The organism is Corallococcus sicarius, from assembly GCF_003611735.1.
In the GTDB taxonomy this organism is placed as follows: domain Bacteria; phylum Myxococcota; class Myxococcia; order Myxococcales; family Myxococcaceae; genus Corallococcus; species Corallococcus sicarius.
Map to the genome: position 1 here is coordinate 1 of NZ_RAWG01000238.1, position 15,249 is coordinate 15,249.

The following is a 15,249-nucleotide window of genomic DNA, read 5'->3' on the forward strand; positions in this document are numbered from 1 at the left end:
AGCCCCGCCCCCCGTCGCGGGCCCGCACTCCTGCCACGCGCTGTCTGGTGTGCCCTCGCACTCACCGTGTGGACGGGCTGTACCGGCATGGTGGGCGGGACGCCTGACTCGCCCGTGGATCCCTCGGGCTCGACGGACGCCGGCTGTGAGGAGCCCACGACGTCGGGTGGCACCGACGCGGGCGAGAAGAACGACCTGCTCGCTCCCACCCGACTGCTGCGGCGGACGTCGCTCGCGCTTCGGGGCACGCCGCCTACCGACGAGGAGTTCGCCGCGCTGGAGGCCGCGGGCGACGACGCCGCGCAGCGGGCCTTCGTGGATGCCTTCGTCGACCAGACGCTCGGGCATCCCATCTTCTACCGGACGATGTTCGAGCAGGCGCGCGACTGGCTCAACATCCCGCTCACCCCGCGCACCGCCGACGCGCCGGAGTACGGCGTGCAGCAGCAGCGGGCCCTCCAGCAGTGCGCGGCGGGCACGGCGAAGGCCGGCGCCTGGAAGTACTTCCGCGGCGACAACGAGGCTTGCACCGGCTTGAAGACGGATGGCTCGCCCGTCGAGGAGACCGTCCTGGAGCCGTGGTGGGCGCCCGGGACGGCGGTGACGATGGTGGGCGTCGCGGCCAACACGTCGGCCCAGGGCACCATCAGCGTCAGCGGCCACCCCGTGGCCGTCACCTGCGCCGCGGCCGGGCCGGAGGGCACCTGCGGCTGTGGCCCGAACGCCGTGCGCTGCCACGCGGACTTCCAGCAGTACGTCGGCTTCGAGGACTACCTGCACTACAACGAGCAGGGCCAGCGGCGGCTCGTCTCCGAGGAGCCCGCCCGCCTCTTCGCCCACCTCGCGTGGCACGACCGGCCGGTGACGGACCTCATCCTCGGCACCTACTCCGTCGCGCCCACCAACCTCCAGGCCGCGTATGTGATGCAGGGGCTCGCGGGCGGCGCGGCGGCCCTGCTCGACGACGACTCCTGGTGGCGCCCGTCGCGCTTCTCCGGTGCGGCGGTGGACCCCGAACACGCGCCCACGGATCCCTTCGCGTGGCGCGAGTACCAGGTCCCCGCGCGCAATCCCTTCCTCCTCGCCGAGCGCGACTACCGCTACGACCCGCGCACCCAGGCCGGCCCTTCGCGCGGCATCCCCGCCGCGGGCATGCTCACCAGCATGGGCTTCCTCGCGGGCTACCCCCGTGAGCGCGTGCGCGGCGCCCGGGCCCTGGAGACGCTGGCTTGCGAGGTCCTCGCTCCGCCCCTGGGCCTGAAGTTCAACGAGTACCGCCGCGACCCCGGCACCGAAGGGCCCTGCCAGCACTGCCACAGCCGGCTCGACCCCGCGGCCATCCACTTCAAGCGCTTCGCGAAGGCGGGCGCGGCGTTCGAGGGCTACGGCGCGAAGTACCTGATGCCCGGCGTGGGCACGGAGTGGCACTGGCCCGTGCGGTGGCGCACGGGGGCGTACCCCTACGGCGGCGACCCGTTCAGCCACTGGAACCGCTGGTACGCGACCGACACGAAGCTCACGCCCGTCACCGAGGCGCAGGAGCAGATGAACCACGAGGCGATCTTCATCGACTTCCTCCCGCCGGAGCAGACGCTGCTCGGACAGCAGGGGGATGGGACGGTGGGCCCGCTCGGCTTCGCCAAGCTCATCGTCGCGGCGGGGGCCTTTGATCGCTGCGTCGTGCGCCACCTGCATGCGCAGGTGATGGGCCGCGACATCGACCCGGCCAACGAGGCGGGCTACCTGGACGACCAGGTGGAGCGCTTCCTCGCGGGAGGCCGCAAGGTCCGCCCGTTCGTCAAATCACTCACCCAGTCCAACCTGTTCCGGCGGGGGCGCTGACATGAAGCACTTCACACTCCTCCTGCTGGCACTCCCCGTAACGCTCGCGTGCGGCAAGGACGGCGCCGCGTCCCCGCCCGTCGTCCAGGGGCAGGCTGCCTGCGGCACGCCGGCCAGCGCTGAAACCCTGCGCGTCATGGAGGGCCTCAAGCCGCACTGTGAGGGCTGCCACGCGCAGGGCACGCGCGGCTACTTCGCCTCCGCGGACGCGTTCCAGAGCCTCATGGTGTCCGACGCCCGGCTGGTGAAGGCGGGCAGCCCCGACGACAGCGAGTTGGTGCGGCTGTTGGAGGGCCGGGGCAACGGCGCGTTCAAGCAGATGCCCATTGGTGAGAAGTCCTACGCGCAGCTCGTCTCCGAAGGCACGGCGACGCTGCCCGTGGCGGAGGTCCGCGCGTGGATCCAGGGCCTCACGGCGCAGCAGCGTGACGCGCGCCCCGACCCCGCCGCGCCGCGCATCACCCGCATGAACGCGACCCAGGCACAGCGGGCGCTGTACCAGCAGCTGGGGCTCGTCCATGAGGACTTCTTCAACGTCGCGCGCGAGTACGGCATCCCGATGGCGGAGTCCCGCGGTGACGACCTCTACCCGCTCCAGCCTCCGGACGCCGTGCCCGCCCCCCGGCAGAACACCACCTCCGAGCGCTTCTACGGGCTGGGCGGCGGCTCCGTGATGAACCAGACCTCACCGGACCGCAGCACGTCCCCCACCTTCGCGCTCACGCTGACGCAGGTCTCCCAGCGGTGGTGCCGCATGGCCCTTGGCAAGGTGGGCAACGTGGCGCTCTTCCCCGCGGGCACGAAGCGCACCGCGGACCCCGTGGACGTGAAGGCCACGCTGCGCCGCTGGTCCCTGCACTTCCTGGGGGAGCGCTTCTCCGACGCGCAGGTGGACGCGCTCTACGCGGACGTCTTCGTGCCGCTCTCGACACCGACGGACACCGAGCCCGCCTACGTGGGCGTGTGCTCGTACTTCATCCGTCACCCGCACTGGATCTTCTACTGAAGGGGCAACCATGAAGCTCTCACGTCGCAGGCTGTTCGAGCTGGCCCTCGGGGCCACCCAGATGGGACTCATGGCGCGCTACGGACTGTCCACGGCCTCGGCCGCGCCAGTCACGGGACGCCCCACCAAGCTGCTCGGCATCTGGCTGGATGGAGGCCTCCATTGGGAGTCCTTCTTCGCCCCGCTGTCGCGCGCGGGCATCACGAAGTTCATCCCCCCGGCTCAGGGCGGCATCATCCCCTGGGGCTACCTGCCGGATCAGGTGGAGAACTTCGACCGCTCCCCGGTGGACCTGGATGCGCCCGGGCCGGCGCGCAGGCTTCGGGGCCCCATCTACTGGAACTGGGCCAACCCGGCCGACACGCGGGGCCTGAACCCCGTCGTGAACAACCAGCAGACCTACCGTCCCTGGGGCTATGCGTGGGCGGACCCCACCTACCGGCTCTTCGAGAAGGCCGCGCTGCTCGTGGGGGCGGACCAGAACACGGCCGCGCACACGAGCGGCATCGTCGCCAGCATGTGCGGCGTCGCGGGCTCCAGCTTCCGGGCCCCGGCGGTGCAGGCCGTCATCGCCAACGCCATGGCCAGCCGCTTCCCCGACCGGCCCATCCCCAACGTCAGCCTGGGAGGCCAGCTCCCGAACGCGTTCGGGCTGCCCGCGCTGGCGAACCCGACGGTGCTGCGCTCCGCGTCCTCCGTGGAGCCCACGCTGTCCGACAAGCGCGACAGCGCCTGGAAGGGCCTGCGCACGCGCACCGACGTGCCGGACCTCGCCTTCGACGGCTCGGCCCTCCCGGGCACGGTGCCCGCCACGGTGGTGGACGCCGCCATCCTCAAGGCCCTGCGCGCCGAGCGCGGCCTCTCCTCCAGCGGCACCGACGCGCTGATGGAGCAGCTCTATGACACCTACAAGGGCGCGAGCCGGACCGTGCGCCGCGACATCCTCTCCGTGCTCGGCAACACGCCGTCGTGGGAGCACCTGAAGAACAACGCGAGCTACCCGGTGGACTGGTCAGCGTGCATCGGCGTCGCGGACTCGTGCGGCACCGGCGCGTCCATGGGCAGCTATGACTTCGCGCTGCGGCTGTTGAAGTCCGACCTGGTGACGTCGGTGAACCTGCGGGCGTCGAGCTTCGCCAACTTCTCCTTCGACACCCACAGCTCGACGGGCCCCCAGCAGCACGCCAACCACCTGCGCATCGCGTTGGAGATGGTGGGCCGGATGTGTCTGGAGATGAGCCTCACGCCCAGCAAGTCCGACCCGGCCCGGTCACTGCTGGATGAGACGCTCGTGTATGTCTACAGCGACTTCGGACGGACGTTCCCCAAGCAGGGCAGCGACCACCACCCGGCGACGTGCGCCCTGCTGGTGGGCGGCGGCATCCAGGGCAACCAGATGCTCGGCGGGTACGACGAGACGATGAACGGCTCGCCCATGGGGACGCCGGTGGCGCTGGTGGAGGAGGACGGGGCGCGGGTGTCGCGCGCCCCGCGCTCGCAGGACATCGCGGCGACGGTGATGAACGCCTTCGGGCTGGAGCCGGGGAAGGACTTCTTCATCCCTGGTGGCTACGGCGTCTTCGACGGGGTCGTGAAGAGCTGAGCACGGCCCCCTTCGTTGAAGAATGGCGCGGCATCAAGCATGGTGCCGCGCCATGGGACGTCGCAGAAGCTGGCAGGCGTGGGCGGCGGCACTCGCCTACTGGACGCTCGCGGGCCTGTCCGCCGCGAGCGAAGACCACTCCGTGCGGGGGATGGACTGGCGGCACGCGCTGCTGTCGTCGATGACGTCCCACCTCCTCTGGGTCCCGCCCACCGTCGCCATCTTCTATTTCGGGCTGCGCTTCCCCATCGAGCGCCAGCGCTGGGCGTCGCGGGTCGCGCTCCACGTGGCCGGCGCGGTCGTCATCGCGTTCATCCGCGCGGCGACCATCTTCGGCCTGGACCCGTGGGTCGGCTGGTATGCGCAGCGCCCCGTCTTCACGGACGTGCTCTCGCACGCGCTGCTCGTCAACCCGTTCGTCTACCTGACCGTGCTCGTTGTCGCGAACGCCGTCTACTACGCGGACCAGCTCCAACTGCGGGACACCCAGCTGGCCCGCGCGCAGCTGCACGCGCTCAAGGCGCAGCTCCACCCGCACTTCCTCTTCAACACGCTCAACTCCATCGCCGCGCTCGTGCACCGCGACCCCCACGGGAGCGAGCGGATGATCTCCCAGCTGAGCGACCTGCTGCGCGGCACGCTCGACGCCGCGGGCACGGAGGAGGTGTCGCTCCAGGAGGAGCTGCGCTCGCTTCAGCCCTACCTGGACATCCAGGGCGTGCGCTTCGCGGACCGGCTCACGGTGAAGCATGACATCGCGCAGGATGCGCTCGCGGCCCACGTCCCCCACCTGGTGCTCCAGCCCCTCGTGGAGAACGCCATCCAGCACGGCATCGCGCCGGGCACCGAACCGGGGACGGTGACGCTCGTCGCTCGGCGCGCGGGCCCCGAGCTGCACCTGGAGGTCCGGGACGACGGCCTCGGCCTCAAGGAGAGCCCGGCGGACGTCTCCCGGGGCTCTGGAGGCGGCCGGGGGCTGCGCATCACCCGCGAGCGCCTGCTGCAGCTCTACGGCGCCGCCCACCGGCTGGAGCTGCGGGATGCCGTGGGCGGAGGCACCACGGTGGCGCTCGCCATCCCCTTCCGCACGGAGCCCTCCCCGTGAGCGCCCCCCTGCGCGTGCTCATCGTCGACGACGAGCCGCTCGCCCGCCAGCGCCTGAAGGACCTGCTGGCCGAGGCGCCCGACATGGCGCTTGTAGGCGAGTGCCGCAACGGCAACGAAGCCATCGCGGCCATTGGCTCCGAGCGGCCGGACCTGGTCCTCCTGGACGTGCAGATGCCCGGGCAGGACGGCTTTGGCGTCCTGCGCGCGCTGCCTCCCGGGCACGCGCCCGCGGTCATCTTCGTGACGGCGCACCGTGAGTTCGCGGTGCAGGCGTTCGAGGCCAACGCGCTCGACTACCTGCTCAAGCCCTTCGACCGCGAGCGCTTCCGCACCAGCCTCGCGCGGGCGCGCGACCGGCGGCGGGCCGCGCCGTCCAGCCTGGATTCGGAGCTGCTCGCGCGGCTGGAGTCGCTCACCCTCCCGAAGCCCGCCGCGCCCTATGTGACGCGGCTGGTGGCCAAGGTGGGCTGGCGCATGCGCTTCCTCCAGGTGGAGGACATCGACTACCTGACGGCGGAGGGGAACTACGTCGCCGTGCACGTGGGGAAGCAGTCGCACCTCACGCGCGAGACGATGGCGGCGCTGGAGGAGAAGCTGGACCCGAAGCAGTTCCTGCGCGCGCACCGGTCGCTCATCGTGCGGTTGGATCGCATCGAGGAAGTGGAGCCGCTGCCTCCCGGTGAGTACGTGTTCATCCTGCGGGATGGCACCCGGCTGACGTCGGGCCGCAGCTATCGCGCGCAGGTGCAGCGGGCGCTGGAGCTGCCGACGTAGGCGGCCTTCCACCGTTCGTCCCAGACCCTCCACGGTTCGTCACATCTCCTTGGACCGCATCGCCGCTGCCGGGCGACGGTGCCTTCAACAAAGGAGATGCACATGCATCGTTTCGCCAGGCAGTGGTCCATCAACCTCCTGCTCGCCGTCTCCGCGGTGACCGTGTCGGGCACCGCCGGGGCCCAGGAGCTCGACGCCGAGCTCCAGTCCTTCAGCCGACCCCAGTGCGAGCCGGGCGGGAGCCTCTTCGCCCCCGGGGAGATTTCGCTGGAGGACCGCTCGGAGTACCGGCTCGCGCTGTCCGCGGACGGGAAGACGGCGTACTACCACGTCGACTCGGCGACGCCGCCGCACCAGGCCATCTACGTCACCCACCTGAAGAACGGCCGCTTCGGCCCCGGCGAGGTGGTGTCGTTCTCCGGCACGTACAGGGACTCGGATCCGTTCATCTCGCCGGATGGGCAGTCGCTGTTCTACTCGTCCACCCGTCCGGTGAATGGCGCCCCCGAGCGCGCGGACACCGACCTCTGGGTGGTGCACCGCGTCCAGGGCGGTTGGGGTGAGCCCCAGCACCTGGGCCCGCTCGTGAACTCGACGCGCGAGGAGCTGTACCCGTCCGTGACCCGCGACGGCACGGTCTACTTCGCGAGCGGCACGTTCGAGACGGACTTCGACATGTATCGCATCCGGCGCCAGGGCAATCAGTACACCGCCCCGGAGAACCTGGGCCCCGGGGTGAACACCCCTGACTCGTGGGAGTACAACCCGTGGGTGTCCCCGGATGGCCACGTCATGATCTTCGCCTCGCTGAACCGTCCCGGGGGCTACGGGCTGGGGGACCTCTACCTGAGCTTCAACATCGCGGGCACCTGGACCCAGGCCGTCAACCTGGGCCCCGCGGTGAACACGGAGAAGGATGAGTTCCACCCGCTGGTGACGCGCGACCTGGGCCACATCTACTTCGTGCGGCAGACGTGGGACCCCTTCACGGACTCGGACTTCTACCGGGTCGACACGCGCTGCCTCTGGCGCTGAGCCCTCTCAGGGCGTCGCGGGCCGGACCTCGCGGTTCGGGCCCGCGACGCAACCGGGACAGTCCAGCGAGCATTGACCCGGCGCGCTCATCCCGTGCGAGAGTCCACGCATGGGTCTGAACTCCATGCCACCAATCGTTGTAGTCGGTCCTCACGACACCGGGTTGCAGGCCGCGTTCTGCGACTACGTGCCCCAGGTGTTCGGCCGTGCCGACTTCCGGCGCTGGTGCGCGTGGGGCGAGTGGAACGACGACTACCGCGCGTATGCGATGCTCGAGGACGGCCGCGTGGTGGCCAATGCCTCGGTGATGCGGATGCGGCTCCTCCTGGAGGGGCAGGAGGTGCGGGGCTGGCAGCTGGGCGCCGTGGGGTGCATTCCCTCACACCGGGGGCGGGGCCTGGCGCGCGGGGTGATGCAGGCCGCGCTGGAGGCCTGTGGCGCCGAGCCGGTGATCCTGTTCGCCAATCCGAAGGTGCGTCAGTTCTATCCGCGCTTCGGGTTCCAGCCCTGGAAGCAGACGCTGTTCGCCGCTGGGCACGAGGCCGTGCCTCACGGCCCACCGGCGCCCACGCTCGACCCGGAGGATGCGGCGGTGCGTGCGGGCCTCGCCGCGCTCTCCCGCGACGGGCTCCCGGTGACGGAGCGCTTTGGCGCGCGTGGCTACTCGACCATCGCGACCTGGCAGCCGGCCAGCGGGTTCGGGCGGCCCTTGCGGCGGCTGGGGGACGACGCGTGGGTGTTCGCGGGCGTGGAGGGCGACACGCTGTACCTCGATGACGTCTTCGCCCATGGGCCCTTCGACCTGCGCGCGTGGATTCCCCGCCTGATTGACCGTCCCATCCGCTCCATCCACTTCGGCTTCACCCCGGAGCGCTGGTGGCCGGAGGCGACGGAGGCCGGCGAGGACCTGGAAGCGGACCTGTTCGTGCGCGACCTGTCCCCGTCGCGCGAGCCCCACCGCTTCCCCGTGATGGCGCACACGTGACGCCCGCGGGCGTTACAGGGCGTTGAGGAAGGCCGCGAGGTCCTCCTCTTCCCGTGGGGTGAAGTCGAAGCCGAGCGCCTGCTCGTAGAAGGTCACCACGCCGGGCAGTGAGCCCACGATGCCGTTGTGCAGGTAGGGAGCGCGCGCGGCGAGCCCGCGCAGGTTCGGCGTCTTGAAGCGGTTCAGGTCGGCCCAGCGGCCCGTGACGAAGCCGAGGCCCGGGTCGGTGGTCTGGAGCGTCTCACCCGTGGCGGTGTTGCGCAGCGTGTAGACCGCCATGTCCGCCTTCCTGAAGGCAGGCGACGAGGCCTGCACGTCGAACAGGAGGCCCTCCACGTTCTGGCCGTTGTTGGCGGCGTTGTGACAGCCGCTGGATGGTGGCGGGGCGGAGGCTCCACCCATCCGAGGGCTCATGGCAGGTGCCACAATGACGGCCATTGGTGCCCTGCGGCGTGAAGTACTCACCGGTCAGGTCCACGAAGCCCGCGGTGCTGTACGACGCGCCAAAGCCTCCCGGGTTGGGCAGCGGCAGGTTGTTGGGCAGCCTTCCCCAGGCAAGCGCGTCACCCGCCCCTTCGGCCCCGTCCGCGACCGGTGCGCTCGCCAACACCAGAAGCAGGGTGCACACCCCACCCTTGAAGCCGAATGGAACACGCCGCATGTGGTTCTCCTCCTTCAGCCTGGACCGGCCGGCAGAGGGTCATCCCAGGACAGGCAAAGGCCTTGAATGGCCCGCCGGTCACGGACCGGTGTGCTTCAGTGCGCGTCTTCCAGGCCCGACGCCCCCGGTCCCCTTCTGCCGGGGCAGCCTGGAATCGAAGAGCAGTGCCCCAGGAACACTCCTGGGGAAGACCTGGAGCGGACCATGACCGGCAGCCCACAGATCATCGAAGTCGACCTCACGACCCCCAATCCCCCGCCGACCCCCACGCTCACCCTGCCAAGCGGATCGAGCTTCACCTTCAACGTCAAGGTCAACGACGGCTCGCTGCCTCCCGTCTGCGTCCTCACGTTGCAGGAGGATATCGATCTCAAGATGAGCCCCGTGGCCCAACTCCGTGAAAAAGGAGTGACCTGCTACGTCTTCCCCTGCTTCGCCAGCCTGATCAACCCCGAAGCCAAGGGGCTGCATCTGCTGGTGTATCGCTTTACGGTTCCGGAATCCCTGCCCCAGGCGGCCCAGGACTCCGGGACCTCCAACGCCGCCAGGGATCAGCCGACCTCCTCCGGGAAGATCAACGTGTCCGGCGACCTGGGCGACGGAAGGCTTTCGCAGCTCAGGGAGCGGCCCCAGCGCTCCCATCAGCCGTGAGCAGGCCGCTCCACTCGTGGCGGAGGTTCGGATTGCGCGTGAGGGCCTGGGTCAGCTCCTCCAGCGCCTGACGCCGACCGGTGCGCGGGTCCCCGGCGCTGGCCGTTTCAGCCAGCGCCAGGCGAAGGCTGGCATGCAGGGCACTGGCCACGGGCCAGTCCGGCCGGGCCTTCAGGACCTGCTCGGCGAGCTCCAGGCCCCGCTGGAGCTTCAGCGGATCAGCCCACTGTTGGTAGAAGCGGCCGGCCTCCAGGCGATACTCCGGCTCATCCGGTGACAGCGTGAGCGCCTGCTCGAAGGACTTCGCGGCCTCGGTCAGGGCCTCGGGGGGAAGCTTCCCGCGCAGCGCCGCCCAGCGGGCCTGGAGCGCCTGCGCCTTGCCCAATTGCAGCCACGGCTCCGCGTCCCGGGGGTTCTTCTCCAGCGCGGCGTGGAGCGCTTCCAGGGCCGCCGTGAGTTCGGCCCCGGGATCCCGTCCGTGCTCCAGCTCGAAGCGGGCCTGGAGGACGTGCACCGCGCCCGCCAGACAGCGGAGCCACGCGGCGCCCGGCATCCGCTCCAGGCCCCGGCTCAAGGCCTCCCGGGCCTCGCGCCCGCTCGGGCGGGGATCCTCGCCCCGCGCGAGCAGGTAGCCACCGCGCCGGGCGAGCAGGGAGCCCAGGTTGGCATACGCGAAGCCCTGTCCCGGCGCGACCGCGATGGCCTGCTCGAAGGCGGCCCGGGCCTGTTCGAGCACCGGCAGCGGATCCCCTCCCCGGCTCCAGGCCTCCTCGGCTTGCAGCAGGAGCGCCACCCCGGTGCCGTTGTGGAGGTTGGGGATGCGCGGGTTGATGGCGAGCCCCCGCCGGTACTGCTCCACGGCGTGCTCCAGGTCGGGCCGGGGATCCTCGCCGCGACCGCGCCGCCGCCGGGCCTGCTGCTCGTGCACCTGGCCCGCATAGAAGTACGGCACCACGTGCTGGGGGTTGAGGGCCCGCGCCTTCTCCAGCGCCTCCGCGGCCTTCTGGAGGTCCTGATCCGCCTCCGCGTTGCGCGGGAGGACCGCCCGGGAGAAGAGCGCGCTGCCCAGGTTGATCCAGTCCTCCGGGATGCGCGGGTCCAGGGCGATGGCCGCCTCATAGGCGCGGATGGCCTGATCCCGCTTGCTCCGGGAGTCCGCGCCCAGCTGATCCTCGTAGTCGGCCCACGTGGTGAAGACCAGGCCGGAGTCCCCGTAGAAGGCGCGGTCCCGGTCCGGCACGCGGAGGCTGTCGAACAACGCGGCGGCCTTCTTGAGCAGCTCGCGGGGATCCTCGCCCCGCTCGAAGCGGGAGCTCGCCTGGAGCCAGGTGCTCCGCGCCAGGTTGAGCGTGGCGTCCGGGAGCGCGGGGGCCACGGTGCGGGCGCGTTGAGCCGCCTCGATGGCCCTGGCGAGCGGCTCCGCCCCATCGCCTCCCTGGTTGAGTCGGAACTCCGCCAGCCGGTGGTGCAGGCGCGCCCTGCGCACCAGGCACGGAGCATCATCCGGCAGGACGGTGAGGCAGCGCGAGAGCGCGTCCAGGGCCCGGTGATAGGCGGGCATCACGTCCCCCTTCCCATACAGCTCCACCACCATCGCGCCGTTCTCCAGCCGGGACAGGGCCCGGTACACGGCGGGCTCGCTCTCCGCGGTGGCGGCGGCGACGGCGTAGTCCTTGCGCCCCGCTTCCAGGTCCGCGCGAGCCGCCTCGAGCTGGCCCTGGTTCCAGCGCTGGAAGGCCCGGGCTTCGAGGATGCCGCCGCGAAGCATGGGCAGCTCATGGAACCAGGGCAGCCTGCGGCTGACGCCCTCCAGCAGGGCCAGGGCCTCATCGAAGCGGCCCTCGTAGAAGGCGACCAGCGCGGCCACGTATTCCGGCGAGGGCACCTGCGCGCCCTCGCTCTGCTTGAGCCACGCGAGCGCGGGGTCGCGGTAGAGGCGCTCGGCGTCACGCGTGGAGGCCTCCCGCAGCTCCCGGCCACGGATCCGCTGCGCCTCCAGGAGCTGCTGCTGGTAGCGCCGCCCCGTCACCAGCGCGAGCGCGTACGCGGCGCGGGGAGCATGGAAGCCATTGCGCCACGCGGACTCGAGCAGCTCCTGCGCCTTCGCCTCGTCTCCCAGCGCGAGGTGGCCGCGCCCCAGCGCGTATTGCCCGGGGCCCAGGGCCCGCGGACCCGCCCGCTCGATTTCAGCCGCCAGCTCCGCCATCTGCGCCTGGAGGGCCCGGCGGTCCTCGCGGGTGTCATGCAGGCGCGAGAGCGCGGAGTAGCGGACCCCCGACTCGATGTGTTCCACCAGTTCGGTGAACCGCTGGGCGATCCGCTCGCGCTCGGCGGCCTCGCTGCGGGCCAGGGCGCCCCAGCCCAGCGCCACCGTGACGGCGAGCAGCCCGGCGCCGCTCACGGACGCCAGCAGCCGGTGCTTGCGCAGCCGCTTGCGCAGCGGGTACCCGAAGCCGGTGCGCGCCAGCACGGGCTCCGCGCAGAGGAAGCGCTCCAGGTCCTCCGCCAGGGCGCGCGCCGAGTCGTAGCGGTCGGCGCGGTCCTTCTCCAGGCACTTGAGGGCGATGGCCTCCAGGTCCGCCGGCAGGCCCGGCTCCAGCAGGCGCGGCGCCTTCGGCTCCACGGTGGGGATGTGGGTGAGCACCTCCAGGCCGTTCTCTCCCGGGATGGGGACCTGCCCGGTGAGGAGGAAGTAGAGGCTGGCACCCAGGCTGTAGACGTCCGCGCGGCGGTCCAGCCGGCTCACCTCCCCGCGCGCCTGCTCCGGGGCCATGTAGTGGGGCGTGCCCAGCACCGCGCCGGTGGCCGTCAGGGAATCGTTCCAGTCCCGCGCCAGCCCGAAGTCCATCACGTAGGGCCGGGGCGTTCCGTCCTCGGCGCGCTCGACCATGATGTTGGAGGGCTTGATGTCCCGGTGGATGAGCCCCACGCGGTGGGCCTCATGCACTCCCAGGGCGGCCTCGCGCAGCACCAGCGCCTTCTGCTCGACGGAGAGCGCGTGCACCAGGGCGCTCAGCGGCTCGCCGTCGATGTACTGCATCGCGATGAAGACCTTCCCGTCGACGTGGCCGACCTCGTACACCTGGCACACGCGCTCGTGCCGCACCTTGGCCTGGGCACGCGCCTCGGAGATGAAGCGACGGGTGTGCGCCTCCTCGTCGTCGCGGACGAACTTGAGGGCCACCTGACGGCGCAGCCGCGGATCCCACGCCAGGAACACGCGCCCCATCCCGCCCTGCCCGAGGAACCGCACGGGCTGGTACCGGTCCCACCCTGGGAAGGGGAACGCCGGGACGCTGGCCTTCCGCGCAGGTACCGTCTTGATGGCCCGCGCAGGGTCGAGGCTGGCGGTCTCCTCGGTGGGCGATGGATGGACGTTCGGCGGCGCTTGATGCGAGGGGCCTTCCCTCAAGAGCGAGGCGAGGGTCTCCTCGGACAGGACGCCCCGCTCACGAAGCAGCTCCAGCGGGCTTCGTCCCAGGCGCCGGGCCTCCTCCCGCAGGGCCGCCGCCTCCTCCCGGGGCAGGAGCCCCTCATGGATGGCGAGCTGGAGCTCCGTCTCAAGGTCGCGGTTCATCGACAGGGGTCCTCGTGAGGAGCGGAGCGGCGTGCGCCGGGCAGGCCCATGTCAGTCATTGTGAGCAACCCCCCGACGGGACCGAGTATGACGCCATCCCCCGGGGATGCGAAGGGCGCGGCGGGCCGCCGACGTGCCGTCGAGGACCGTGTGGCTCCACGCGGGTCAGTGCGCGTTGGGCAGGGTCACGAACGGCCAGGTGGAGCCCGGGTTCCCGGGCGGGCCGAGCCACGGGTCCGCGAGGTACTGGGCCAGCGTCCACGGCTCACCGCCCGCGCGGTTCGTCAGGACGATGACCGTGAGGCGCTGCTCCGGATACTTCACGATGGCGTTGGTGAAGCCAGACGTCTCGCCATGGTGGGACAACCGCTGGCGCCCGCCGTCGTTGTCCACGAACCAGCCAAAGCCATAGCGGGAGGGCGTGCCGCCCGGCAGCGTCGGCGGCGTCCAGGCCTGCTTCTGCAATTCCTCGCTAACGAGCGCATGCGAATCCAGCGCCCGGTCCCACGCCACCAGGTCGTCCACGGACGAATAGATGCCGCCGTCGCCCAGGACGGCGCTGGTGGGGCTCTGGTCCCTGGGGATGAAGCCGTCCCGGTCCACGGCGTAGCCATACGCGCGGCGCACCACCGTGGAGACGCCGTCCTCATGCGCCACGGACGAACGCATGCCGCTCGGGACGAAGACGCGCTCGTGCAGGAAGCGCGCGAAGGGCATCCCGCTGACCTGCTGCACGATGAGCGCGAGCACCGCGTAGCCGGAGTTGCTGTAGCGCACCGCCGTTCCAGGCGCGAACCAGGTGCGCTCCGTGCGGGAGAGCAATTCCAGCACGTCGCGGTCCTTCACCTGCACCGTCTGCGTGGCCGGGACGAAGTCTTCGTAATCCCAGATGCCCGACGTGTGCTGGAGCAGGTGGTGGACGCGGACATCCTTCAGGGACGCCGGGAACCCGGGGAGCACGTCCACCACGTGGTCATCGAGGCGGAGCTTGCGGTCCTGGACCAGCAGCAGGATGGCCGTGGCGGTGAACTGCTTGCTGAGCGACGCGAGCCGGTAGTTGCTCTCAGGCGTGGCGGGTGCTCGCTTCTCCAGGTCGGCCAGGCCGTAGGCCCGGCGGAGGACGACCTTCCCTTCATGAATCACGACGACGCTCGCGCCGGGGCGCTCCGGGCCGTCGTAGTCGCGGAAGAGCGCGTCCACGGCACGCGCGTCCGGGAGTGAACGCGCACGTGTGACCGCGGTCCCCCCTGCGCAGCCGACGACCAGCGATAGGAGTACGACGGTGGCAAGCGGGGGGAGTGTCATGGCTCCTGGCCTCATGCGGTGATTATGCAGAAGCGAAAGCCCGGCGAAGGAGCAAAGACATGAACCAGCCTGCACGTGAGCAGATCACCCTCGTGGAGGTGCTCGAGCTGACCGCCCCCTTCGAGGTCTTCACCGCCATCATCGAGGCCGCGGCGCGGCGGCTGGAGACCGAGGGCGTGAGCACCCTCCTCGGCGTGCGGTTCTATGGCCGCCCCGGTGACACGGAAGTAGGCGCGGTCATCACGTTCGCCAACGCCAGCCAGGTCATGGACCACATCCGCATGATCTCCGGCTGGCCCGAGTTCAAGGCCCTCCTCGGCGCCGCGAAGCCCATCGACGTGCGGGTCTACGGAAAGCTGGGAGAAGACGCGCACGCGTGGCTGCGGACGATGAACGTCGTGAGCAAGGTCTTCGAGAATCCCGTGGCGGGCTTCGTGCGCTGACCGCTCATTCTCATTCCAGCCAGCAGCCCCCGAGGGGGCGTGACAGGCGTGTCTCCAGGGGAGCATGAGCGCGCGTGCCAGGATTGGCACGTTCGCCGCGCGACCCTGGCGGCTTGAGGCCCCTGCCCGCGCGCAAGCTGCCGGAATCCGGGCGTGAAGGGGGCTTCGGCGGCCGTGGCACCCGCCTCGCAATGGGATGGCTCGCAACCCAGGAGCCCACACCCCATGAACCACCCGAAGCCCACCGCCGTGTCCCCCGT

General features: G+C 71.0%; 12 protein-coding genes. 9 read left to right on the forward strand and 3 right to left on the reverse strand.

The genetic code is table 11. The features are described 5' to 3' along the window. From D7X12_RS29295 to D7X12_RS29325, 7 genes are all read left to right on the forward strand, one after another. Positions 1–1,842: hypothetical protein (locus tag D7X12_RS29295; RefSeq protein ID WP_208719358.1), on the forward strand; the 1,842-nt coding region annotated here is incomplete at its 5' end. Position 1,843: 1 nt separating this feature from the next. Next, positions 1,844–2,848 (forward strand): hypothetical protein, encoded by a 1,005-nt coding sequence (locus tag D7X12_RS29300; protein WP_120628553.1) that lies wholly within the window; start codon positions 1,844–1,846, stop codon positions 2,846–2,848. A gap of 10 nt (positions 2,849–2,858) precedes the next feature. Beyond that, entirely contained in the window at positions 2,859–4,451 is a 1,593-nt protein-coding gene (locus D7X12_RS29305) for a DUF1501 domain-containing protein (RefSeq protein WP_120628554.1), read from the forward strand. Between the two features lie 52 nt (positions 4,452–4,503). Next, positions 4,504–5,556 (forward strand): sensor histidine kinase, encoded by a 1,053-nt coding sequence (locus D7X12_RS29310; protein ID WP_120628555.1) that lies wholly within the window; start codon positions 4,504–4,506, stop codon positions 5,554–5,556. Then, the gene (locus tag D7X12_RS29315; protein WP_120628556.1) at positions 5,553–6,332 is read left to right on the forward strand and encodes a LytR/AlgR family response regulator transcription factor; all 780 of its coding nucleotides are present in this window, start codon (positions 5,553–5,555) and stop codon (positions 6,330–6,332) included. Before D7X12_RS29310 ends, D7X12_RS29315 begins: the two co-directional genes overlap by 4 nt. Positions 6,333–6,434: 102 nt before the next feature. Then, complete coding sequence (locus D7X12_RS29320) at positions 6,435–7,367, forward strand: TolB-like translocation protein (RefSeq protein WP_120628557.1); 933 nt, start codon at positions 6,435–6,437, stop codon at positions 7,365–7,367. 124 nt (positions 7,368–7,491) lie between these two features. Beyond that, positions 7,492–8,352 (forward strand): GNAT family N-acetyltransferase, encoded by an 861-nt coding sequence (locus D7X12_RS29325; RefSeq protein ID WP_244224849.1) that lies wholly within the window; start codon positions 7,492–7,494, stop codon positions 8,350–8,352. Between the two features lie 12 nt (positions 8,353–8,364). Here D7X12_RS29325 and D7X12_RS29330 read toward each other — a convergent pair whose 3' ends face one another. Beyond that, positions 8,365–8,754, reverse strand: a complete 390-nt coding sequence (locus D7X12_RS29330; RefSeq protein ID WP_120628559.1) for a hypothetical protein — start codon at positions 8,752–8,754, stop codon at positions 8,365–8,367. Between the two features lie 463 nt (positions 8,755–9,217). Between D7X12_RS29330 and D7X12_RS29335 the strand changes: the two genes are divergently transcribed. Further along, the gene (locus D7X12_RS29335) at positions 9,218–9,664 is read left to right on the forward strand and encodes a hypothetical protein (RefSeq protein ID WP_120628560.1); all 447 of its coding nucleotides are present in this window, start codon (positions 9,218–9,220) and stop codon (positions 9,662–9,664) included. Here D7X12_RS29335 and D7X12_RS29340 read toward each other — a convergent pair. Both D7X12_RS29340 and D7X12_RS29345 read right to left on the reverse strand, forming a co-directional pair. Next, positions 9,630–13,241, reverse strand: coding sequence for a serine/threonine-protein kinase (locus tag D7X12_RS29340; protein ID WP_120628561.1), 3,612 nt, complete (start codon positions 13,239–13,241; stop codon positions 9,630–9,632). The genes D7X12_RS29335 and D7X12_RS29340 overlap by 35 nt on opposite strands. A gap of 165 nt (positions 13,242–13,406) precedes the next feature. Beyond that, positions 13,407–14,441: a serine hydrolase domain-containing protein gene (locus D7X12_RS29345; RefSeq protein ID WP_244224850.1), complete on the reverse strand. Its 1,035-nt coding sequence runs from the start codon at positions 14,439–14,441 to the stop codon at positions 13,407–13,409. A gap of 164 nt (positions 14,442–14,605) precedes the next feature. On the opposite strand from D7X12_RS29345, the gene D7X12_RS29350 reads away from it, so the two are divergent. Next, on the forward strand, positions 14,606–14,989 hold the full coding sequence (locus D7X12_RS29350) for a hypothetical protein (protein ID WP_120628563.1): 384 nt from the start codon (positions 14,606–14,608) through the stop codon (positions 14,987–14,989). The last annotated feature ends 260 nt before the right edge of the window (positions 14,990–15,249 follow it).

What these genes read in the sequence shown, in the direction of transcription:
- D7X12_RS29300 (WP_120628553.1), top strand. Translation starts at nt 1,844, where the DNA reads ATGAAGCACTTCACACTCCTCCTGCTGGCACTCCCCGTAACGCTCGCG.
- D7X12_RS29305 (WP_120628554.1), top strand. Translation starts at nt 2,859, where the DNA reads ATGAAGCTCTCACGTCGCAGGCTGTTCGAGCTGGCCCTCGGGGCCACC.
- D7X12_RS29310 (WP_120628555.1), top strand. Translation starts at nt 4,504, where the DNA reads ATGGGACGTCGCAGAAGCTGGCAGGCGTGGGCGGCGGCACTCGCCTAC.
- D7X12_RS29320 (WP_120628557.1), top strand. Translation starts at nt 6,435, where the DNA reads ATGCATCGTTTCGCCAGGCAGTGGTCCATCAACCTCCTGCTCGCCGTC.
- D7X12_RS29325 (WP_244224849.1), top strand. Translation starts at nt 7,492, where the DNA reads ATGCCACCAATCGTTGTAGTCGGTCCTCACGACACCGGGTTGCAGGCC.
- D7X12_RS29330 (WP_120628559.1), bottom strand. Translation starts at nt 8,754, where the DNA reads ATGGGTGGAGCCTCCGCCCCGCCACCATCCAGCGGCTGTCACAACGCC.
- D7X12_RS29335 (WP_120628560.1), top strand. Translation starts at nt 9,218, where the DNA reads ATGACCGGCAGCCCACAGATCATCGAAGTCGACCTCACGACCCCCAAT.
- D7X12_RS29340 (WP_120628561.1), bottom strand. Translation starts at nt 13,241, where the DNA reads ATGAACCGCGACCTTGAGACGGAGCTCCAGCTCGCCATCCATGAGGGG.
- D7X12_RS29350 (WP_120628563.1), top strand. Translation starts at nt 14,606, where the DNA reads ATGAACCAGCCTGCACGTGAGCAGATCACCCTCGTGGAGGTGCTCGAG.